General features: G+C 63.3%; 18 protein-coding genes and 1 pseudogene. 17 read left to right on the top strand and 2 right to left on the bottom strand.

Annotated features, from left to right (window positions below):
• The first annotated feature begins 524 nt into the window (after positions 1 to 524).
• The 3 genes from DAT37_RS45125 to DAT37_RS39275 are packed head-to-tail and all read left to right on the top strand — an operon-like array spanning position 525 to position 1,625.
• The gene (locus DAT37_RS45125) at positions 525 to 986 is read left to right on the top strand and encodes a hypothetical protein (RefSeq protein ID WP_109530036.1); all 462 of its coding nucleotides are present in this window, start codon (positions 525 to 527) and stop codon (positions 984 to 986) included.
• Positions 987 to 1,035: 49 nt separating this feature from the next.
• Positions 1,036 to 1,227 carry a hypothetical protein gene (locus DAT37_RS45120; protein ID WP_109530035.1) on the top strand — a complete coding sequence of 64 codons (192 nt, stop codon included), beginning with the start codon at positions 1,036 to 1,038 and terminating at the stop codon, positions 1,225 to 1,227.
• 17 nt (positions 1,228 to 1,244) lie between these two features.
• On the top strand, positions 1,245 to 1,625 hold the full coding sequence (locus DAT37_RS39275; RefSeq protein WP_157978913.1) for a hypothetical protein: 381 nt from the start codon (positions 1,245 to 1,247) through the stop codon (positions 1,623 to 1,625).
• Between the two features lie 48 nt (positions 1,626 to 1,673).
• Here the strand turns inward: DAT37_RS39275 and DAT37_RS39270 are convergent, their stop codons facing one another.
• The gene (locus tag DAT37_RS39270; protein WP_157978912.1) at positions 1,674 to 2,993 is read right to left on the bottom strand and encodes an alpha/beta fold hydrolase; all 1,320 of its coding nucleotides are present in this window, start codon (positions 2,991 to 2,993) and stop codon (positions 1,674 to 1,676) included.
• Between the two features lie 257 nt (positions 2,994 to 3,250).
• Here DAT37_RS39270 and DAT37_RS39265 point away from each other — a divergent pair, with 257 nt between their 5' ends.
• Positions 3,251 to 3,505 carry a hypothetical protein gene (locus DAT37_RS39265; protein WP_109530032.1) on the top strand — a complete coding sequence of 85 codons (255 nt, stop codon included), beginning with the start codon at positions 3,251 to 3,253 and terminating at the stop codon, positions 3,503 to 3,505.
• A gap of 23 nt (positions 3,506 to 3,528) precedes the next feature.
• Here DAT37_RS39265 and DAT37_RS39260 read toward each other — a convergent pair.
• A pseudogene (locus tag DAT37_RS39260) lies at positions 3,529 to 3,881 on the bottom strand (integrase core domain-containing protein); the annotation flags it as partial.
• A 539-nt stretch (positions 3,882 to 4,420) separates the two neighbouring features.
• Between DAT37_RS39260 and DAT37_RS39255 the strand changes: the two are divergent.
• The 13 genes from DAT37_RS39255 (at position 4,421) to DAT37_RS39195 (ending at position 21,467) form a co-directional block, all read left to right on the top strand.
• Positions 4,421 to 7,906 (top strand): hypothetical protein, encoded by a 3,486-nt coding sequence (locus DAT37_RS39255; RefSeq protein WP_157978911.1) that lies wholly within the window; start codon positions 4,421 to 4,423, stop codon positions 7,904 to 7,906.
• Positions 7,907 to 8,047: 141 nt separating this feature from the next.
• Positions 8,048 to 9,616: a peptidoglycan recognition protein family protein gene (locus DAT37_RS44550; protein WP_157978910.1), complete on the top strand. Its 1,569-nt coding sequence runs from the start codon at positions 8,048 to 8,050 to the stop codon at positions 9,614 to 9,616.
• A gap of 319 nt (positions 9,617 to 9,935) precedes the next feature.
• The gene (locus DAT37_RS39245) at positions 9,936 to 10,352 is read left to right on the top strand and encodes a hypothetical protein (RefSeq protein WP_109530029.1); all 417 of its coding nucleotides are present in this window, start codon (positions 9,936 to 9,938) and stop codon (positions 10,350 to 10,352) included.
• 13 nt (positions 10,353 to 10,365) lie between these two features.
• On the top strand, positions 10,366 to 10,584 hold the full coding sequence (locus DAT37_RS39240; protein WP_109530028.1) for a hypothetical protein: 219 nt from the start codon (positions 10,366 to 10,368) through the stop codon (positions 10,582 to 10,584).
• Between the two features lie 383 nt (positions 10,585 to 10,967).
• Positions 10,968 to 11,681, top strand: coding sequence for a deazapurine DNA modification protein DpdA family protein (locus DAT37_RS39235; protein ID WP_157978909.1), 714 nt, complete (start codon positions 10,968 to 10,970; stop codon positions 11,679 to 11,681).
• A 156-nt stretch (positions 11,682 to 11,837) separates the two neighbouring features.
• On the top strand, positions 11,838 to 13,064 hold the full coding sequence (locus tag DAT37_RS39230; RefSeq protein WP_198654669.1) for an AAA family ATPase: 1,227 nt from the start codon (positions 11,838 to 11,840) through the stop codon (positions 13,062 to 13,064).
• A complete protein-coding gene (locus tag DAT37_RS39225) occupies positions 13,061 to 14,680 on the top strand; it encodes a VWA domain-containing protein (protein ID WP_109530025.1) in 1,620 nt (539 codons plus the stop codon). The genes DAT37_RS39230 and DAT37_RS39225 overlap by 4 nt, the downstream gene beginning before the upstream one ends.
• Positions 14,681 to 14,696: 16 nt before the next feature.
• A complete protein-coding gene (locus DAT37_RS39220) occupies positions 14,697 to 15,749 on the top strand; it encodes a DUF6744 family protein (protein ID WP_109530024.1) in 1,053 nt (350 codons plus the stop codon).
• Between the two features lie 381 nt (positions 15,750 to 16,130).
• Positions 16,131 to 17,069: a bifunctional DNA primase/polymerase gene (locus DAT37_RS39215; protein ID WP_109530023.1), complete on the top strand. Its 939-nt coding sequence runs from the start codon at positions 16,131 to 16,133 to the stop codon at positions 17,067 to 17,069.
• 501 nt (positions 17,070 to 17,570) lie between these two features.
• Complete coding sequence (locus DAT37_RS39210) at positions 17,571 to 18,221, top strand: hypothetical protein (RefSeq protein WP_109530022.1); 651 nt, start codon at positions 17,571 to 17,573, stop codon at positions 18,219 to 18,221.
• A gap of 150 nt (positions 18,222 to 18,371) precedes the next feature.
• The gene (locus DAT37_RS39205; RefSeq protein WP_157978908.1) at positions 18,372 to 19,232 is read left to right on the top strand and encodes a PD-(D/E)XK nuclease-like domain-containing protein; all 861 of its coding nucleotides are present in this window, start codon (positions 18,372 to 18,374) and stop codon (positions 19,230 to 19,232) included.
• Between the two features lie 88 nt (positions 19,233 to 19,320).
• Positions 19,321 to 20,439: a recombinase RecT gene (locus tag DAT37_RS39200; protein ID WP_109530020.1), complete on the top strand. Its 1,119-nt coding sequence runs from the start codon at positions 19,321 to 19,323 to the stop codon at positions 20,437 to 20,439.
• A 401-nt stretch (positions 20,440 to 20,840) separates the two neighbouring features.
• Positions 20,841 to 21,467 (top strand): AAA family ATPase, encoded by a 627-nt coding sequence (locus DAT37_RS39195; RefSeq protein ID WP_157978907.1) that lies wholly within the window; start codon positions 20,841 to 20,843, stop codon positions 21,465 to 21,467.
• The last annotated feature ends 32 nt before the right edge of the window (positions 21,468 to 21,499 follow it).

The raw sequence follows: 21,499 nt of genomic DNA, 5'->3' as shown, positions 1-21,499 counted from the left end.
ACTGCTGAGCGCAATGCTCGGGGCAAACGACAGCATCTTCCACCTCAAGCGCCCCGCCAGCCGAGCCCGCCGGACAATCGTCGAAGCCGAACTCGTCAACGGGCGTGCCACACAGTCTGGCATCATCACCGACCTGGCCCACGTCCAGCGGACCGATGGGCCCACCGAACCCTGGCACCCGGACCTGCAACCAATGCAGAGGTGGCTGGAATGCGTGTCCCTTCGCAACGCCTGCTACATCTTCGTCGCCGCGATGTCGATGATGCGCGACAACGAGATTCGCGCCATCACCCACAACAGCGTCGTCGACCACTACGGTGCCCCAGCAGTGAAATCCACCAAACGCAAACGCGATCCCGGCAACCCCACGCGACACTGGTGGATCATCGAGCCGGTCGCACGCGCGCTGTTCGTCGCCTCGGAACTGTCGGAGAATCCCGACCTCACATTCGGTCGAGTCCGCAGCGCCACCGACACCAACGGCCCTTCGACAGCACCACGCGATCAAGGCATTCACCAAGCGGGTGAACGCTCACCGCCACCACACCAGCCTGGACGAGATCCCCGCCGATCACGTCACCGCCCACATGTTCCGCCGCACCATGGCCATGCTGACCCGCGACTACGCCGGCTCGGAAATCGCACTCGGGATCCAGCTCAAGCACGCCGCCACCCGCGCCCTGGCGAACCGATCGCCCCAGGGCTACGCCGCCAAAGACCCTGTCTGGGCGGGCTACTTCGACGACGCTCTCGCCGACGCCCGATTCGACCGGCTGCGCGAGCTGTACCAAGCTCACCGACGCGGTGACACCGTCGGTTACGGGCCCGGCGCCGACCAGCTCCGATCCAGCTTCGATGCCATTGCCCGCGCTGCTGCCCAGCATGGTGACGCACGCGTCGAATACGACCTGATCAGACGAACCCGGATCCCTCATCCGGTTCGGCACCCGCAACCACTGCGTCCTCGACGAGACCAATCCCGCTGACGCGAAATGCCTCGCGAACGCCGTCGTCCCGCGGGGACACCGCGGGCCATTGGCGGACCGACGCCAACCGGAACGCTGCGCCAACAGCATCATCGGCCCCGAACACCTACCGATCTGGCGCAGCGAGGAACACACCCTACTCGCCTTGCTCGACACACCGAAACTGCCGCCCCCGCGACGGGCACAGCTGCAGCGTGAACTCGACGATGTCCTGACCGCACTGCGCCGGGCCGAGCAGTGACCGCCCCGGATACCGAAGTGTCCGCACGCACGGCCACTGCACTGCGTGCGGCGATGCACCGCCTGCTCACGGGGCGATCCGAACGCTCCGACGGCCGCCTCACCAAAGCCGACCTCGTCCGCGAAGCCCAGATCAGTCACGCCACCCTCCATCGGGCCAAAACTATTCTGCGCGAATGGGATGCAGCGGTAACCCAAGCCAGCAAGCCCAGCCGAGAAGAGGTCGAGCGCGACACCGAGGAATCCGCACTGCGTACCGAACTCGCCACCGAACGGACTGAGAACTCTCGCCTGCGGCGCCAGCTCGACGCCGCCGTGATTGCCGCCGTTCACCACGAGAACAACGCTCTGCGTGCCCAGTTGGCCCAGGAGGTACGCCCAATCTGCAGTGTTCGGTGAAGCGCCGGAGACGGCGTCCCACTTCAGGGAGGCCTAATCCAGCATTGATCACGGCTCCGTCTTGGTGACCCCGTTTCGATCGATCGTGAAGCGTCCTGCGGATTGTCCGTTGAATCGCTTCTTGTCGACCCATTCGATGATGGCATCGGCAACGGCCTGATGAGGTCCTTCCCACGTCGCGGCTGTGTCGTATTGCATCAGATGACCCGCACACTCGATCGTGACCGCGACCTTTCGCTGGACAGTCAGCGTGTCGTAGAGATTCTTCGCGTTCAGGGCAGGGAGGGTGGCGTCACCCTGGCCATGCAGTATGAGCGTCGGGACCTTGATCGCCTTGGCTATCTCGGAGTTCCATCCGGTGTTCGTGAACGTCGGTGCACGAAGCAAGCCGGTCGGCTCATTTGAAACAGTTCCTCCCCACTTCGCGCCGATCGGGTCGAGTGCGATTGCCTGTTCGAAAAAGGCCTTTGCGGCGCCAGGCGGTTCACGACCGGGGCAGTCGGTGGTGCCCTTCAACTTGTCCCACCCTGATCGTTGGGCGAGGGTCAGCGGGAAGGTCGTTGCAGTCTTCTCGGCCTCGGACTCTTCTGTGTTCGCCTCGTTCTCCACGACCCCGTTGGCGGCCCATAGGGCGTTGAATCCGGTCGAGAGAAAAATTAGGTGACTGATCACCGCGCTCGCGTCGTTTCCGAGTTCGTGCCAGACCCGGCCGACTCTCGGACCCCCGAACGAATAGCCGAGAAGTGCGACCTTGTTCAATCCGGTTTTCGCCTTGGCGTCATCGATGACCTGTTTGATATCGCGAGCCCAGACGTTGGTGTTGGCGAAATGGGTCGAGCTCGTGTGCTTCTTCAGGGAGCCTCCCAGCGGGTTGGTGGCGAGTTGGGTTGTCTGCTGGCCGAGCGGGAAGATTCCCCGGGTTCTGTCGCAGCCAACCGGATTCGAGCAGGTCAATCCATCCGGCTCAGATGTGAAGCCGGGCAGGCTCGCGTTGGCTGGATCATCGAGGCTGAACCGCGTCGAGAGTCCGTAGCCGAGGAGGTCGGGCGCGAAGGTGTCGATGCCGGCGTAGGCGAGTGCTTCCTGCAGGCTGAGCGCGGCGAATCCCGGGGTCTGGTGCTGGAGGTCGAAGCTCACGGATCCGCCGACAGTCCTTCCGTGGATCAGCACCATCGCCTTGGATGCCTTGCAGTCTCCGTCGGCATAGGTGGGCCCAACCCGATGTACCCGTAGGTGAGCCTTCTTTCCGGCGAACTGGTTGTCAGGCATGAGATTGTTTGGTACTTCAAATTCGAGCAGGTAGTCCGTTCGCTTGATGCCGGTTTGATCGCACCTCGCGGTTGGTTCCACCTGAGCTTTCGATGCCATCGGTTCCACCGTCCTTGGCTGAATTGGACTTCCACCAGATTCTTCGCAAGGGCTTTCATGCCCGGAGGAAATAGAACTTCCTTGCGTCGATAAGGTCCCAATAGCGACCCGACAACAGTGCTGTCAGGCCCGCCTGAATCGTCCCCGGGTTTGATGCACCTCGCTCCGTGTGACCGGTGTGCTTGCCCGATCTGGTCGTGAGCGTAGCCGCTGCTCTCACACGATGACACGATGACACGGATGGCGGCTCCAGGTGTATGAGGCCCTGGGCCCTTGTAGACGGTACAGACTGGACCTGCCAGATCATCGCCGATGAAGCCCGCACCCTGCACAAGAACGGTAAATGGGCAGACAGCGATACAGCCTCCGGCAACCTCGAACTCATCCCCGCCCGCTGGATCGGCGCAAACTCCGTCCCCAACGCGGGCGTGTCGTCCCTCCCCGAAGCCGCGCTCACCAAACTCGTCGACACCCCGCACCGACTTCCTGATCACACCAACACTACGGTCTGAACCGCCTCGGTCGGTCCCTAGACCTATCGGTGTGACAACGCGGTCGCTTGCTGGGCTGGGTGTTGAGCGTAGTGGGCAGCCTTCATCTCCGCAGGTGGGATATCGCCGCAGTAGCGATAGAGGCGGCGGTGCTTGAACCAGTCGACCCATTCCGCGGTGGCGAATTCGACGTGATCGACCTTGCGCCACGGGCCGCGGGATTTGATCAGCTTGGTCTGGTAGGGGCCGTTGATCGTCTCAGTGAGGGCGTTGTCGTAGCTCGATCCCACAGCGCCGACGCGGGCTGGATCCCGACCTCTGCGAGGCGTTCACTGAACGCGATGGACGTGCGCCCGCCCAGTATCCGTCGCGCATAGGCGTCGATCACGAAGGCCAGCTCAGGGTCGAGCACCTCGCCGAACAGGGCGTCGTGGGAGAGGCCAACGATCGCCTGCCGACCAAAGGTGGACCACGCCCGAGTGGCAACATACGCCAGGCAAACGGTTGTCGGCGGGGTGCAGATCAGCCAACAGCAGCCGAGTCGGCGAGCAGAGGTGGGTAATCATCGTCGCACCCCTGTTGATGGCGAATCATGTCCACGCCCGAAGCTGAGGGTCCGGTGCGGTCAGCGGCAGGACCACCACAGTGGTGTTGCAGGCGACCGGATGGTCGTGTCTGTTTATAACTTTCAGGGGTTCCGGACTGTAATTGCCGAAAAGCAACGGTAAGGTCCAACCGGGCCGTGCCGAGCGACTCGATGACGGCCATCCGCCGTCATCGGAGTCCAACGTAGATGGTAGCTGAAAACAAGTACCCGAATACTCGATACAAGCCAGCCCGACCATGGAAGCGTCCTATGTGCCATGACATTGGATCAGACGCGGATCCGGCCGCGCCTTCCCGTGTTGGTCACACCAGAGACCGAGGGAGCTTGAGATGGCTACGTTTCAACAGCGCAGTGCCCGGTTACTGAAGGATGTCAAGCGTTTGCTGTCCTCAATCAATCCGCCGAAAAATGCTGGTGCCGAAATCGCAACCAGGATAATGCGCGCAAGCGAAGGTAACGAACCACGGACGTGGCATCAGCGTCAGCTGTCTCCGCCCACCGCCGCCGGGCCGAACAGCGCTGTCGCGGCTGTATCGCGGAGCTCCGACCACATGGAGGTGGTGTGGATCGGCGACGACGGGTGGGTACATGGCCGCCGGTGGACCGAGGCGTCAGATTGGCAGAAACAGTATCAGATACCCGGGTCGGAAAAGGCCTCGAAGACGGGTGGCATCACCGCGCTCTCGCGGAGCTCCGACCACATGGAGGTGTGGTGGATAGGCGAGGACGGCTCGGTGCAGGGGGCTTGGTGGACCGAGGCCGAAAAGGACTGGCAGCGACCCGCCGCTCCCGTGGCGGGGACAAACAACGCCTCGGGTGGCATCGCCTCGGTGTCGCGTAGCTCCACCGATATGGAGGTGTTGTGGGTCGGGAAGAGCGGTTCGGTACGGGCCGCCCGGTGGACCCGAGCGGGCGGCTGGGAGAACCCAGAGACCGTGGTAGCCGCCAACGTTTCAGAGCAGGGCGGGATCGCCGCGCTGTCACTTAACGCCTCCCATATGGAGGTGTGGTGGATCAAGAACGATCACTCCGTACAGGGTGCCTACTGGACCGAGGAAACGGATGCTTGGACAGTTGCCGCTAACCCCTTGGCAACGGACACTGCCTCAAAGACGGGCAGCATTGCCGCGGTATCCCGTGGCGCCTCCAACATGGAAGTGCTCTGGATCGGGAAAGGCGGCACGGTGCAGGCCGCCCACTGGACAGAGTCCGGCGGCTGGCGCAAGCCCTATGAAGTGGCCCCAGCCGGCCAAGCCTCGACATCGAGCAGCATTGCCGCTCTGTCGCGCAATCCCAGCCACATCGAGGTGTGGTGGCATGTCGACGAGAGAGTGCAGGACGCCTCGTGGACCGAGGAAGCCGGCTGGCAAGACCACTACCAGATTGCGCAGGCGGCCGCACCGAACGGCGGGATCGCGGCACTAACTCGCTATTCCACCCACATGGAGGTGTGGTGGCCTGGGAAAGACAAGTCCGTACAGGGGGCGTGGTGGCAGGACAATCCTCCACCGCCAATTCACGGGCGGCCGCTGAAGTACTTCACCGGCACACTGCCCTATGCAAGTGAAGTGTTCGGCGTCTACAAGCCACTCGCAAGGGGCTGGGCTGGAAAATCCAACATCGCCCTTCTGACTCCGGTGGTGCTCGGCGGAGCTCAAGCTGATGATTACCCATCCGCAGATCTGAGCGACGTAACGGATGAGATCCTGCCCCTTCGCGCTTTAAGCACTGCGGTCGCGGCCGTCCTGTCGCCTGTTGGGCTCGTTGATCTGTTCCGGCAGTACTTCTTCGAGTTCGACTCGTTCCTCGGTGCACCAGTTGGTCACCTGTGGATTAGTCCCGGCGGAACGGTTGAAGTCATTGAGTCCAGCACCCGAAAGACGCTCATCGAGAAGACGCTAGAAACATTCGAGGAGTCCACGCGGACATCCGAGGAGTCGCTGACAGAGCAGGACGAAATCGCTGACGCCGTTAAAGAAGAGAACAGCAGCGACACCAAATTAGGTGCCAGCGCCTCCGGCGGCGCTGAGTTCGTCGGTATCGCCCATGCCGAAGCAAGCGCGAGTTTCAGCTCCGATACCTCACGCAAGAAAAGTTCCGAGGTGACCCACAAACATGCCCGCACGCAAAGCGCCAAGGTCACCAGCCAGATCCGCCGGAACTTCAAAACGACGTTCCGGACCGTCACCGAAACCACAGACACCACCAGCCGCCGCTACGTCGTCCAGAACACGTCAAACCGGCTGGTCAACTACGATCTGCGCCGCAAGATGCGCAAGGTCGGCGTACAACTGCAGCACCTGCGCACAGCGATGGTCTGGCAGGACTTCATGGAGGATCCCGGCAAAGCCCTCGGGCTGGGGCAACTAATCCACATCGTCGAGGCACCTGACTTGTCCGCGCTTAAAAAGCCCGATAACTCTGGCACGATCCTATATCCAGATAACCAGCCAGTTTCATTTCAGCCAACTGGGTCGTGGAATTACGGCGAGGATCCTCAGCCTGGACCCTTTATTCTCATTGGAACGACTGATCCACCTCCCAGCCCACCAGGGTTTGAGCCAATATGGGATGATCCAGCAAAAGTATTCCCGCTTTCCCAAGTCTCTGCCCAAGGAACGGATTTCACCGGCCATTGGGCGTTTGGATGGCGGTGGACCGCCGATAAACAGAAAATCCAATTAGGTGTTGTTACCGATAGCGCAATAGAATGGGACAAGGTAGTGACCTTCGTCTTGACGGGTGCGGTTTGGTTCCAACCTACTGCGGAAAAGAAGAAGGAGATCGATGATCGCAATGCGGCCAACAAAGCTGCCTACGACGACTACCTGGAGCAGGTTGACGCACTTAACCGCAAAGCGTACCTGACTGCGGTACGTGAACGTTCGAAGCTCGTGCGCAGCGTTCCGCAACGACCAGCAGCTGATCTGCGAGCCGAAGAACGCCATCTCGTTTACGGCCACCTCATCAATAAACTCCATGGCGACTTTACAAATTCGGCGCAGCTGAAAGCGGAATACCTACGAGAGATCTTCGACGTGGACGAGATGCTCTACTTCGTGGCCCCCGACTATTGGCGCCCCGGAAAAATCCCGCCGATCGGCCCAGACGACCCTACTAAGAACGACTATCAGGGTCGATATCCGGTCCCGGCCACACACCCACCCAGTGATCAAGAGATCAAGGGGGAACCGCTGACTGACGGTGCGGTCACCAGCAGCTACACGCACCCTTCTAAGAACAGATTCCTTGCGAAAGCCGCAACGGCGGCCGGCGACATGACGGTAGGAGACGAATGGCGACTGAACTACCCGATCACCGAGGATAGCCACCCCGCTCCTCTCGGCAGCTCACTCGGCTGGCTGATTCAGATCGACGGCGACGCACGACGCAATCAATTCCTCAACGCGGCGTGGGTAAAAGCGGTCCTGCCTATTCGTCCAGGGCAAGAGGTTGAGGCGTTGGCACTACTGAAACGTGACGAAAACGAAGGCAAGGTGGGGCTGGAACAGAGCTACAAACTTGAGCCCGGTGATCCGCAACGATGGGCAGGAAAGCATTCTGATGGCAACACACCGTGGACGTACGGCCAGGTCTTGGACGAGCTTGCCGAGAAGCTGAAGAAAGAGAACACCGAGCTCAATAACACCCTCGCCGCCGACAAGGTTTTCGAAAACGGCTTCGACCCGCTCGACGGTGGCTTCCGCCCAGCGGCGCCATACCAAGTTTTTGATCAGTGGATTGAAGTGTTACCCACGGACCAGGTTGTGGCCGTCGAGGTAACATACGACCCAAAGACTGGCCAACTCTCGTGACAGATGGCGCACCGATCACAGCATTCCCCGCCCACGCGCGTTTCTGAATGAGGGGTAGACGTGGCAGATAGTACTTCTCGGCAGCCAACAATCGCTCCGCCAGCTCCACCGAGCGTGCCGACGGTTCCCCAGCCACGCGCGATGGACACCTACGACTCATCCGTCGCGGGTGCCTTCTCCAGTAAGGAATCCTCGTTCTTCGGTGGCGCGGCGCATGACGACGACACTGTGATTAGCGTTCTGTCGCCTTTTGGGAATTTCAAGGTCCAGACATACCCAAACCAGGGGAACTCAAGCGACGTTCATTACGTCGTCTTTTTTCACAACAAACAGACGAAGGACACGTTTGAGGTACATGGCGCGATCGCTAGAGAATTTATTTCCATGGTACGTGCACAGTCAGGAGTGCAAGACTTTCCTATCGCGGACACACGGCAATATCAAGCGAGCACGGCCGATTCCATATCGTATTTTAGTCAGTACACACTTCGCTGGGAGTCGGCGACGAATCGAGTGATTCGAAAGTTTTATAAGCCCTATGATCCTGCACAGGCAACAGTAGCAGCGAGGCTTCATGACTATGACCCAGTAAAAAAAGATAGACTGGTTGCCTTCACCGAGGAATACAATATCGCATCACCATCGCTCAACTTTAGCAATTGGAAAGACGAGCCGGGAATGGGCAAGTATAATGCTAGCATTGGAATTAGGAGTGGGGGGATGCCCACGCAGATCCTGCTTCATGAGACGGCGGCGTTCTCCGACATGTCAATTCCGAATGTACGGGAAGAACGTACAAGTACAGGCGGATCGTTCTTTCCCATTCCACATTTCTGCGTGAATAACTTGAGCACCGATGGCAAAGGTAGCATAATACAATTCGTAGATATCGCCACAAATGTGCCGCACGGTGAATCGACGAATCCGAGATCGATCGGCATCGAGTTCGTAAACGCACCGATCGAAGCTTTCGATGAAAACAGGCGGCCTGTGTTCAACCTGACGGAGAGCACCCGCGGCATCTATCTCAAGACGAAACTTTCCGGACTCTCCAAGCTCTTCATACCACTCGAATTCTCGACCGAGCCATTAGGCGGGTATTATGAGCTTGCTGTACGAAAAGACAGGCTCCTGAACTTCGATGCACTGAAAGTGCTGGCCGGACCTACCGGCAAGAAAGTAGTCGAAATTCACGGCGAAAACCTTCTAATCAAGTTCGCAAAGTCATCTAAATTTGAAAATCTCGCCACACTTGTTAGTGAAATGGTTGGCAAAAAGCTGGTGCGAGGAGTGGATGATTTGACCACCGAGTCTTTCTGGAAACCCCTGGTGAGAGTCGACGGAAAGCTGTTCTACATTTTCGAACATGGATGGGAAGAGCGACGTGAAGGAAGGCACTTCTTTTTTGATCTGCTGGATCCGGGAGTGTTGACGCACTTGCTCGCAGGAGGTCATGTTGATGGGGGTTTGCAGGGACTTTACCTCTACCTGAAGTTCGTAAAGAAGGTACCTATTGAGGCGATTTTGCAGCTAATGATCACCTTCTTGACATCCAGCAGAACCGCCGCAGAAGTCGGCAAGATTCGGCTCACGAGTAAGATGCTTTCGAATCGCGAAGGAACAAAGCCGCCACCGACTCCGATCCACAAGTTATTCGGGGACGTCCTAGAGTTGGACGAGCCATTAATCGGCGCTGTCGCAAATCCATAATTTCGCCTTCGTCGACGCCACATTCGGTACAGTCGTGCCGCTGCACGGCCGGTTCTCCTGTTGGGCGCCAACATCTTTGCTGGCTTTCGCGACGAGGACGCCGCCTCCTCCATCATCGTGTCCTGGGGTTGAACATTGTGTAAGAGCCGTATCCACATGTAGCCTCTGCCTCCCCTGGTGGTCTGCGGCACGGGATCATGTACGTGCTTGCAGTCGCGCCAAGCCTTCACCATTGATGTCCGCCAGAGGAATCGGCTCACACGCAATCCCAGTCGCCCCGTCGAGCCATTTCGAGCCATTCGAGGCTCCGGCGACGCTGATGCGCCTGCTCAGAGAGCTCTGCCTGTGGATTCCCCGGGACATTCCACGCGGTGCCGAGGCCACAATGCACCGGCCCGCACCGACAGTCGGCCGTGTCGTGGTCAGTGGCTTCAGCACCAGCGTGCCACGCCTGCACACACTGATGAACGCCCACCTCCCCGACTCGCGTTACGAGGCACCGCTCTGGTGGGCGTCGCGCCTCGAAGGCGGCCTCGACGACGCGCAGGACTTCAACCAGGCATGGAAGAAACAGTGGATCGACGGGGTGGCCGACGGCTTCCAGTCCTACGTCGATGCCGCCGCCGCGTGGGTACAGCAGACATTCAACCGGCGAATCCGGATCTACAAAAGCGAGCACACCCGTGGCTGCAAACCCTCTGGCATCCAGGCCCGGGCCGTGGGGCGCGCTGGTTAGAGGCGCAACACCGGTGCGGCGCGAGGACGGCAAGCTGTGGGCCGTACGGGCCAGCGACACTCAGAACCGTTGGCAGGCAGCCTCATTCGCTGACAGTTTCGTACTCGGCCCCGTGAGCGGACCGGAGGCTGCGCTGGAGCCCAAGCTGCTGCCCAACAGCGCCCACCAGCTCATGCCGCGCATCTGCTTCGGCCACGCCGCCACCACGAGCGGGCTTGCCGCCCTGAACTAGGCTCCGACGCAGACGATTTGGCTGCTCGAATCGATGCCCTGACCGACGAGTGGGACGCGGTGGACGACGTCGACACCAACCCCGGTGTCGACGTCTAGAACGTCGGTACCGAGCTGTGATGACCTTGCTCGACGAGATCGCCAACGTGGCTAGGAGATCGGATCCGTTGCGGGCTCTGCAGTTGCATCAGGAGGTAATGACTGGGCCCCGGTGACAGGTCAACCGGCTATGCGAGTTGTAGCTGTTGCTCGAACTCGGTCGGTGACCATCGCTCACGAAACGCCTGCAGGGTAAGGAAACCCAACGATCCATGTGGCCGGTAACTGTTGTTCGTTTCTTATGGTCGGAGCCCACCGTAGTACATCCCCTGCTTGAGATGTCTCGTGAGACTTCAAATTCTGGGGAACGGCGCGTTCACCCAGATCCAACGCCACGGCAACTGGAACCACGCGCCCACACCCGCCGAATACGCCGACCACGCCCGCCGCTACAGCGACGAAATCGGTCTTCTTTCAGCAATTTCCCCGCAAGACTGGTGCTGTGAGCCCCAAGCACTGGCGGGCGGGCGCATCGGCCGCGTCGTTTTCGCCGGTACCGGGCTGACAGTGCGCGGGCATCAACACCGCACCGTCGACAACTTCGCGCGCCTGCGTGAGCTGGCGCCCGAGTTACCGTTCATGCCGGTATTGCAGGGCTGGACCGTCGATGACTACCTACGCTGCATCGACCTCTACACAGCAGCAGGATTCGACCTGGCCGCCGAACCTCTGGTCGGGGTCGGGTCGATCTGTCGTCGGCAGGCGTCGGCGGAGGCCGCGCGGATCTTCGCCGAGATCGTCGACGCGGCACCCGCCCTGAAAATTCATGCCTTCGGGGTCAAGCTGGCCGGTATCGCAAGCTACGGCTCCCTGATCCGCTCGAGCGATTCGATGGCCTGGTCCAAGGCAGCGGTACACGCGCCACCGCTGCCCGGCTGTCACCACCGCCACTGCGGAAACTGCGCGACCTACGCGCTGCGCTGGCGCGCGCAGGTGATCGCCGCCTACCACGCTCACCGACACCACCCCCAGGGCATCCAGCTCGCCCTGAATCTGTGAACTCCCCTACGTCACAGGCCATTTCGCTACATCGGTGCATGCCGCCACTGCCGCCGGTAGCCGCCGCACACGATCTCACCGACCGCACCACGCACACCACGCCCACCGCGGCGATCTCTTGTTCCCCGTATCCCGTCACAACATCCCGGAGTCGTCATGACTGTTGCTGTTTCACCACCGCCATCGACCGGATCCCCGGTCCCCGCCAGCACCGATGTCGCGATGCGCGCCATCGTGTCCGAGCTGTCGAAGGACTTCTTCGAACGCGGAGAGGCGATCCGCGCGATCGTCGTGGCCATGCTCGCCGGTCAGCATTCGTTCCTGCTCGGGCCGCCCGGCACCGGCAAGTCCCAGCTGTGCCGTGCGTTGACCGAACGGATCACCGGTGCCCGCCGCTGGGAGATCCAGCTGTCGAAGTTCACCTCCCCGACCAAAATGTTCGGACCCGTCGACGTCGCCGCCCTCACCCAGGGCCAGTACCGGCAGGTCTTCGACGGTCGCGCCACCACCGCCCACATCGCCTTCGTCGACGAGATCTTCAAATGCGGTGTCGGAGCGCTCAACGAGACCCTGGCCTGGCTCAACGAACGCCGCTACTACCCCGAAGCCGGCGGCGACCCGATCACGTGCCCGCTGATCAGCGCGGTCACCGCCTCCAACGAACTGCCCGACGGGGAAGAAACCGCCGCGATCTGGGACCGGCTCAGCGTCCGGATCGAACTCGGCTACCTGGCAGAAGAGTCCAACTTCCTCGACCTGCTCAAGACCGACACCTCCGTGAACACCCCCGCGACCACCGTGGAGCTGGGCGCGTTGCAGCACGCGGTCGCCAGCGAGGTTCCCGCCGTGCGGATCCCCGACGGCATTCTCTCCACGATCGCGACCTTGCGCGCCACGCTGCGCGCCGAGGGCGTGGTGGTGTCGGATCGACGCTGGAAGCAGAGCGTCGCCTTGCTGCGAGCCTCGGCGTGGCTGGCCGGACGCGCCGACGTCGACGACACCGATCTGGCGATCCTCGCGCACGTGCTGTGGTCGACCCTGACCGAACGACCGAAAGTCGCCGACCAGGTATTGAAACTGGTCAATCCCGACGAACGTGCGGCGCTCACCGCGGAGGAGGCGATCGCCGCGATCGCCCGCGATTACGATCAGCAGAAGCAGTCACTTCCTCCGGATCAGCTGTATCTGTGGGTGATCAAGGAAGGCAACCAGAAACTCAACACCCTCAAGGACACGTTGGCCGACGTGCGTGCCCGCGCGATCGCCGCCGGGCGATCGACCGCCACGATCGACCGAGTCGCCTCCGTCCGTGACGAGTTGCACGGCCGGATGACCAGCGATCTGCTCAACGCGGGCACTTCCTCGGGTGGGGGGCAGCCGTGACCGCATCCCAGGCGCCGACCACGGTCGCACAGTTGAGTGCGCGCGCGCCACGGTGGCTCGGCCTCGGCGAACCCGCGCCTCAGCATCGACATGTCGTTGCCGGTGATCGCCTCGACGAGGACACCTGGGCCCAGACCCGGGACGAAGCCACGGCCCTGACCGCGCTCAAGGAAGAAATCGCCCACGTTCACGCCCACGCGGGCGATCTGCTGCACGATCTGTTCCTGCTGGCCTTCAAGGCCCAGCCCCGCATCCGCGACGTCACCGACGTCGCGGTCTCGCGGCTGCCCAATCGCGCGGTCGTGTCCGCCCTCGCCGACACACCGGAGTTCCGAAACCTACGCCGCCACACTGTCGGTGACCGCTATGCCGCGGTGATGGCGGTGATGGCGCAGGCGAGCACTCTGCGGGAATGGTTCGAGCACAACGACACCGCCCAGCAGGCCGCCGACGATGCGGACCAGTCCACTCAGAACGCGCAGACCGCCGCCGACGCGGTGGCGGCGGCCTTGCACGCTGCGGTCGGTGGCCGCGATCCGAGCGATCTCGTCGATGGCGACCAGGTCAGCGCCCTCGACCAGATGCTCGATGACGCCGCGGCGGCCGACACCGCGGCAGCGGACGCGACAGCGGCCGCGCACAAGGCGGCCGACGACGCCGCCTCCGCGCTGCGGCCGCGTCTACGCGCCACCACGGCCACGGCTGCCGACGACGTCGGTGCCGAGCGGGCGCTCATGGCGGCGTGGAACATCACGCCCGAACAGTTGCGCGGCATGTCCTTCACCGAACGCACCGCGCTCGCGAAACGGCTGCGCGATGGACGGCTCGGCGGATTCGCCGACCTGATCGGCCGATTCCGGCTCATGGCCGCCGGGAAGTACGCCCGCCGAAGCACCCACGGCCACGACGAAGTCATCGGTGTGACACTCGGCGACGACATCTCGCGACTGGTTCCCTCCGAACTGGCCGCGCTGGCGGTGCCCGCCCTGCGTGCGTTGTTCGCCGCCAGGTTCATCGAGCGGGAACTCATGATCTACCAGACCGTCGGTGAGCAGCCCGAAGGCCGCGGCGCGATCATCGCGCTCATCGACTGCTCCCACTCGATGACCGACACACACTCCGGTCCCGGTGGTGTTTCGGTGACCCGGGAGGCCTGGGCCAAGGCGTGCGGTCTGGCGCTGCTCGACCAGGCCCGCCGCCAGCGCCGCGACTTCGTGGCGGTCCTGTTCGCCGCCGCCGACGAGATCGAAATCTTCCGGTTCCCCGCCGCCGAAGATCCCCCGCTGGAGCAGGTGTTGGCGTTCGCGGACAGTTTCGCCGACGGCGGCACCGACTTCCAGGCCCCGCTCGACCAGGCCACCGACATCCTCGCTGAGCAGTACAACCGGGACGGCACCGCCCGCGGCGACATCGTGCTGATCACCGATGGCGACGACTACCTCGACGGCGACTGGCTGTCTGGATGGCGAGACCGTAAGGCCCGCCTGGGATTCCGGGTGTTCGTCATCGCCATCGCCGCCGCTGCGACCGCGGCGCTGACCAGTCTGGCCGACCACCTCACCCACGTCGACGACCTCGCACCTACCGCCGCCGAGGACCTATTCACCCTCGTCTGACCCTCAAGGACTCCCCATGACCACTCTCGCGCCGGACTCCCCCGCGACCGAAACCGCCGCCCGCGAACTGCTGTCCACCTACGCCGACAAGACCGGCGAGGGTCCCGTGCTGGGCTACGTCATCGTCTACAGCGTCTACGGCGGCGAGATCACCCTCGACGAGGCCACCCGACAGTTCCAGCAGCTACGGCTCGACACCACCATACTGCCCGGCCCGCTCCGCGCCGATGACGCGTTCCTGCGCGTCACCGGCAGCGACGGCGTCCGCGACACCTACAACCTCGACCACCTCGACACCGACACCGCGTCCGGCCCGTCGACGCAGACACCGGGCGGGCCCGTGCGGTCGGCGAGGCTGATGATCCGTCCGGTCCGCCGAGGCTCCGACCGCATCGTCCGCCACATTGTGCGCGAGGAACGCGACGAAAAGGCCACCACACTGAGCTACGACGAACACCTCGGCGACGTCACCTTCGAACGCAGCACCGGCGAACACGGTTCCGGCCAACTGGTGATCCGCCTCGACGACCCCGCGGTCGCCGCACTGTCCGACGCTGAGAAACGGCGCGTGTACGCCTTGGTCGACACCGTGCAGCAGCGGTATCGGTGGCAGTGCACCTACCTCGGCGCCGACCGGATCAGATCGATGCTGCTGGACTACATGCGCCGTCTCGAAGCGGTCCCCGTGCGCCCCACCGGCGGTGTCTATTTCGTCACCGCCGACCACGCACACACACTCGAGGGCTTGCACCGGTTCGTCGCCGGTGTCGGCGGCCAGAGCATGTTCGCCCGCATCCCTCTGCCCGACCAAGCCGAGATGCGGCAGTTGATCATTCGTGCGTTCATCGACGCCTCCCGTGACGCCTTGCAGAAACTGTCGCTCGATATCGCCACCGCACGCCGAAACGGAGCCAGCGCCAACAAGACCAAAGCGCTCCTCGACCGCTTCCTCAGCCTCAAGGCCCAGACCGCCAGCTACTCCAGGAGGTTGCAGAACAGCCTCGACGAGACCAGCTCCTCGTTCGATCTGGTCCACACCCAGCTCGACGCCCTGCTGAAATCGCAATGACCCTCCGGGCCGGATGGAACTGCCAAATCACGTCCACTGCATTCCCCGCCCGGCAATTTCGTGACCGTGCCACACCACGGATTTCATCGAAACGCGGGGCCGACATCGCAGTTGCACCCCTGGCACGACTCACCGCGCCCACGCCACCGCACCAGCCTCGCAGCACATCCGAAGCGAGGCTGCGCCTCCGCCTGGCAACCTCCGACACCCGTTTGCGATCAGTGCCCCACCACACCCCGCCCGCGATCGCCTTCTCGATTCGACGACCCGCCACCCATGTGCACACCTTCCTCCTCGAGGTCCCCGTCCACGCGCCGCGCGGGCACCGGCCCCGCATCCAACCGATCCCAGGCACGCCCGAACTCGCGCTACCCTGGCGAGATGGGCGCCTCGCGACGCGGCCGCCCCAGCACCGCACTGATGCAGGCCGCTCTGACCGCCGCCGAACGCGGACATCACGTTTTCCCGCTGCGGCCACTCGCGAAAACGCCTGCATACAAAGGTGATTGGCACAGCCATGCCACCGCCGACCCACGCCGGATCCGTTGGATGTGGCGTCAACATCCGTTCAACATCGGGATCGCCTGCGCGCCCAGCGGGCTCTATGTCATCGACCTCGATCCCGACCACGACGAACCCGCCCCCGAGCCCTGGACCGGCCTGTCTCACGGCCGCGAGGTCCTCGCCGCGGTCGCCGAACAGGCCGGGCACCCCTACCCTGGCGATACTTACACTGTGGCAACCCCGTCGACTGGATTGCATCTGTATTTCCAGGCCCCACCGGCGATTCAGTTGCCCAATACCTCCGGCACGCTCGGGTGGCGCATCGACACCCGCGGGACCGGCGGCTACATCGTCGCCGCCGGATCGATACTCGACAACGGCGGCTACACCGTCCAAGATCCGCGCACACCTCAACCTCTGCCTACCTGGCTCGTCACCGCCCTCACGCCACCGCCCTCTACGCCCCGTCCGCCTGCGCACGTGGATATCGACCGGACCCACAATTACGTCAAAGTCGCACTGCGGATTCAGGGCGATCGTGTCCGTCACGCACCACGCGGCCAACGCAACGACACCCTGGTGTCAGCCGCCGCCTCGCTCGGAATTCTCGTCGGCGCCGACATCCTCGACCAGCACGGACTCCCACTCGGTCACCCGATCCTCGACTACCGAACCGCCTATGACGTGCTCTACGAAGCCGCCAGCACCCACATCGGCAACGGTGACTTCACCGAGGACGAGGCTGTCCGCACCATTACGCGCGGACTCGATTTCGGCAGCGAACAGAACCGCCAGATCAGACTGCGTGGTGGGTGATCGGGATCCGTCGGGGCCGAACCACCGCGGATCGTGCCGCCGCACCAGGACAGGACGACACCGGCGTTCGGACGCCGACCCGACCTGGGCCGGTATGGCCCTCGCCGACTTCTGTCCATGATGGGTTTTGAACCGCGCGACATCCTCACGATCATGCCGGTCCCCCGCTGCTCGAGGGCCGCCACATCCTCTCGGCCTGCTAGAACTCTCCGAGACTTTGGTGCTCGGGCGATCAGCCGCTTCCACCAACGCAGCGAACACGCTGGTCGCGCGATCACGACCATCACCGTCTCGAACGGTTCAGCGTGCAAGGTATTTCACCAGATCCGCTGTGATTCGCGCCTCGACCAGGGGTTGTGCCGCTGACGCGTGCGCTCTGGCCACTGCGCCATCGACCCGCGCAGCCCCTCGGTGGTCACCACCGGTCACTGCCACTGGGCGGCATCCACTACTCGACCGCTCGGGTCGAGAACCCACTATCCCGCTGAGGAGGCGTCAACCGTGGAAGAGTACGACATCCGCTGGGTCATTCAGGCCGATGGCGCAGACCCCGTCGACGCGGCGTTGAGAGCCCTCGACATGTTCGAGGCGCACGACTCGAGGGCCAAAATTTTCCACGTCACCGCTCCGGACGGTCGGACCTACATGATCGACTTCGGGGCCAGGGACCTCGTCGCCGACCAGATAGGCGCGGCCGCCGCCCACCTGGGGCCGGTCTTGAGTTTGGTGATCCGGACCCTGCCCCGTCGGGTACGACAACGGCTCGGCGACCGGCTGACAAACCTGGCCGTCGCTGTGCACGGTCACAGCGAGCGGCCCTTGGCCAGCGGCAATCTCGGCGTACCACCGACAACCTGGCCGACTCCACTGCGCGGGGCTGCCGCACAGTGCGAGTACTGCGTCGGACGACGCGAAGACTTGCTCCCTGGACATCGCACCGAACTGTACGACCGCACCCAACGCGAACTGGCGCGCTGCCAGCCATTTTCCGAGGCCGTGATCGCAGCGTTCCATACCCGCTTCGACGCGCTACAGACCCACGAACCCACCGCGCTGGACACGTTCGCCCGCGAGTTCCACCGTCAATGGCACCTCGACAGCGCCACCACCTGCCTCGACGGAACCGACGCGGCGGCATCCACCCGGCCCTGACCTGCATCGCGAGTTGAGCCAGGGCCGTGACGCCAAGGGTGTCTCCGAAACTCTCTGCTGCGACGACGAATTCGCGGCTACCGATCGCTTCATCGGGCTCACACCCGGCGTCCACCGACCGTGCTCGCCCGCAGCCACACCACGGAGGTCGTGATTCCCGTCCTGCATACCGCTACCCCGACCCAAGGAATCCACCTATACCTGCCCGATCACGTCTATCACCGCCACGACGACTTTTGTCTGTCGAGCTCGTTGGCGCGGCGACTGTCCTGGTCAGGGATCACCCCCCGCCAGTTCCGCCACGAACAGCTGTACGGGTCCCCCGACACCGACGCCCTCGAATTCGGACGTGCCGTACACAGCATCGGCCTGGGATCGGGACCGCTGGTGGTGGAACTCAAGTTCCAGAACTGGATGACAAACCTGGCCAAACAGAAACGGCTCGAACACCGCCTCGCCGGCCGGATCCCGTTGTTGCCCGGCAGTTTCGCCAAAGCCAAAGCCATGGCCGCCGAGGTCCGCGCGCATCCGGCGCTGGTGCCGCTGCTGGCCCGCGGCTGGGCTGAGGCGTCGTTCTACTCACCCGACCCGGCCACCGGCCTGATGCTGCGGACCCGCCCGGACTGGCTGCACCCCACCGACGACGACGAAGAAGTCGATGTCGTGGACCTGAAAACCACCGACAACGCCGACCCCGGCGAATTCGCGTGGTCGGTCCTGCGCTACGGCTACCACCTGCAAAGGGACTGGTACACCCGCGTCATGACCGCGTTGGGGCTACGGGTACGCCGGTTCCTGTTCGCCGCCGTCGACAAACACCCACCGCACGTGGTCAGCGTCTCCGAACTGCATCCCGGCGACGTGGACGACTTCATCGACGCCGCCCGGGAGAACCGGCGCGCGATCGATCTCTACGACCGCTGCCTGCGATCCAACGACTGGCCCGCCCACGGCGACGGCGTCCACCGCATTCACCTCCCCCGCACCTCGAATCGGCGATACCGCCACTGACCCGCCCACAGCGGATCCCGGCGGCACCCAACGCCGGAGTCGCTGAACAGGACTCGAACCTGTCTCCCAGAAAAGGAGCCGACAACGCATGTCCGCACCCCAGAGCCCCCCGCCGCTCTCTCCGCTGGCCATCGCCCCCGAGCAGGAACGGTTCACCGATACACAGATCTCCGCGCTCGCGCTGATCTCACGCTGGACAACCACCCCGCCCACCGCCGCGCTGAACCTGTTCTTCCACAGCGCGGTCACCTGCAACCTCGATCCGTTCCGCGAACAGATCCGATTGCTGCTACGCCGCGAACCAGTCGTCAACGCCAGGGGCACCGAGTTCGAAGAACGATGGTCTGTGGAGACCTCCATCCACGGATTCCGGATCCTGGGTGCCCGCGCCGCACAGAAGCGCGGTGTGATCCTGGAGACGTCCCCACCGCTGTTCTACGACGACCGATCCCGAACCTGGGACGCCGCCTGGCCCCACGCCACGGATCCGGTCGCCGCGCACTACACGATCACCGCCATCCACCCGGACAATCGCCGCGAAACCGTCGACGGGATCGTCCACTTCGACGAGTTCGCCAAATTCACCCAGAGCGGTGCTCCCACCCGAGGCTGGGCCAGGATGCCGCGCCACATGCTGGCCAAATGCGCCGAAGCCGACGCTTGGCGACGGTTGTTCCCCGACGAACTCGGATGGCTGAGCCTCGCCGACAGCGCCGACATCACCAACGAGCACACCAGCACCAACCCCAGCGACTCCGCACCTGCCGCACAGCAAGCCCCGTCCCGCAGCGTCACCCACCTGCTCGGAAAGCCGAGCACGCCCACCGACAGGGCGGTGCCCACCGACACCACCGCGGAACCGGCCGACACCGCACGCAACGAACAGCCGGTCATCTCCGAGCCCGGCGCGTCGGGAGTTCCCGCCCCGGAAGCGAAATCCGCCCAGGCCACCACCTCAGCGAGGCGGCCACCACGCCCCACCGCCACTCGCAGACGTACCCCAGCCGCCGCCGATCACGACGCGATAGAGGCATTCGTCGTCGATGCGGCCGCCGCCCTTCGCCGCGACGCGGCAGGTGTACTCGTCTGGGCCACAGAACAACTGGGCCGCCAGATCGGTCATCTCGACGAGCTCACCGCCCAAGAGCTGGAGACCCTGCGATCCAACCTGCCCACCGACATATCCGGCGACAACACCAAACCCTGACCGTACCGCCCGCCAAGGTGGACGTCGGAGGAATCGCCATTCGAACGATTTCGGCTCCGTCGTGTCAGTTTGTCGGCGTCCAGCTCCTGCAGTCGGTCGGCCCAGCCTTTCGGCGGCATCCACGACATCCGGCGCACCTACCAACGGCAGATGGCTGCGGGTGCCGGACACCCGAGGCGCTGGCGTGCGGGCAAGAACCATCGCGCGGTAGCCAGATCCAGCGAATGCGGAATCGGTTGCTATCGAGCGGGATTCACTGGCGAGAGATCGAGCGGAGCCCTTCTTCGGTTACCGCGCGCCGACCACGCTGATTGTGTCCGAGGCCCACTGCCTGGGCACTACCACTTGAAGAGAATGGGGTCTCTGCGATGAGTACTGCGCCGAGGTCATCGAAAGCGCCGATGATCATTGTCCTGCGGGGACTCATGGGAGCCGGCAAGTCCAGGCTCGCTGCCCAACTCGCCGCGCTCGACCTCACCACCTCTATCGTGTCGCGCGACCTGATCCGCGAGAAGTACTTTCACCGCCAAGGCCTACTCAGCGAAGAAGAGGAGGCTGCGGTCAGCGAACGGGAGATGGCTGAGTGCATCGCCCTTCTCGACAGGGGCGATCGTGTGATCATCGACGCTACCAACCTTCGACCGCGACATGTGCAGCGCTGGCAGCACCTGGCCCACAGCCGCGGAACCGAATGCGTGATCGTCGACGTCCACGCTCCACTCGAGGCGTGCATCGCCGCAGTGGCACACCGCGTAAGACTCGGTGGGCACCATGTCGATGCCGAGGTCATCCGCCAGACCTATCACGCTCACCGTCCCGGTACGTGGTACCCACCGGCGGACTACATCATCGGTGTTCCACCGCCTGCGCCACTGCCGAGGGCCAATCACGTCAGGCATCACCGACCTGGCTCCGCCTCAGGTTCACACGACGATGGCGAGCGTGTTGTGAAGTATTCCCAGCAATGTCGGCGGAACGTGAAAAATGACCACCGCGTGGCAACTCAAAACGGACCATCTGGTCGGTGACCCTGGCTCTATCCGAGCCAGGGAGGACCGAA

This window comes from Nocardia aurea, assembly GCF_003123685.1.
Lineage (GTDB): Bacteria > Actinomycetota > Actinomycetes > Mycobacteriales > Mycobacteriaceae > Nocardia > Nocardia aurea.
Note: the sequence above shows the minus strand (reverse complement) of the source record. Positions and strands in the feature narration are given on the sequence as shown.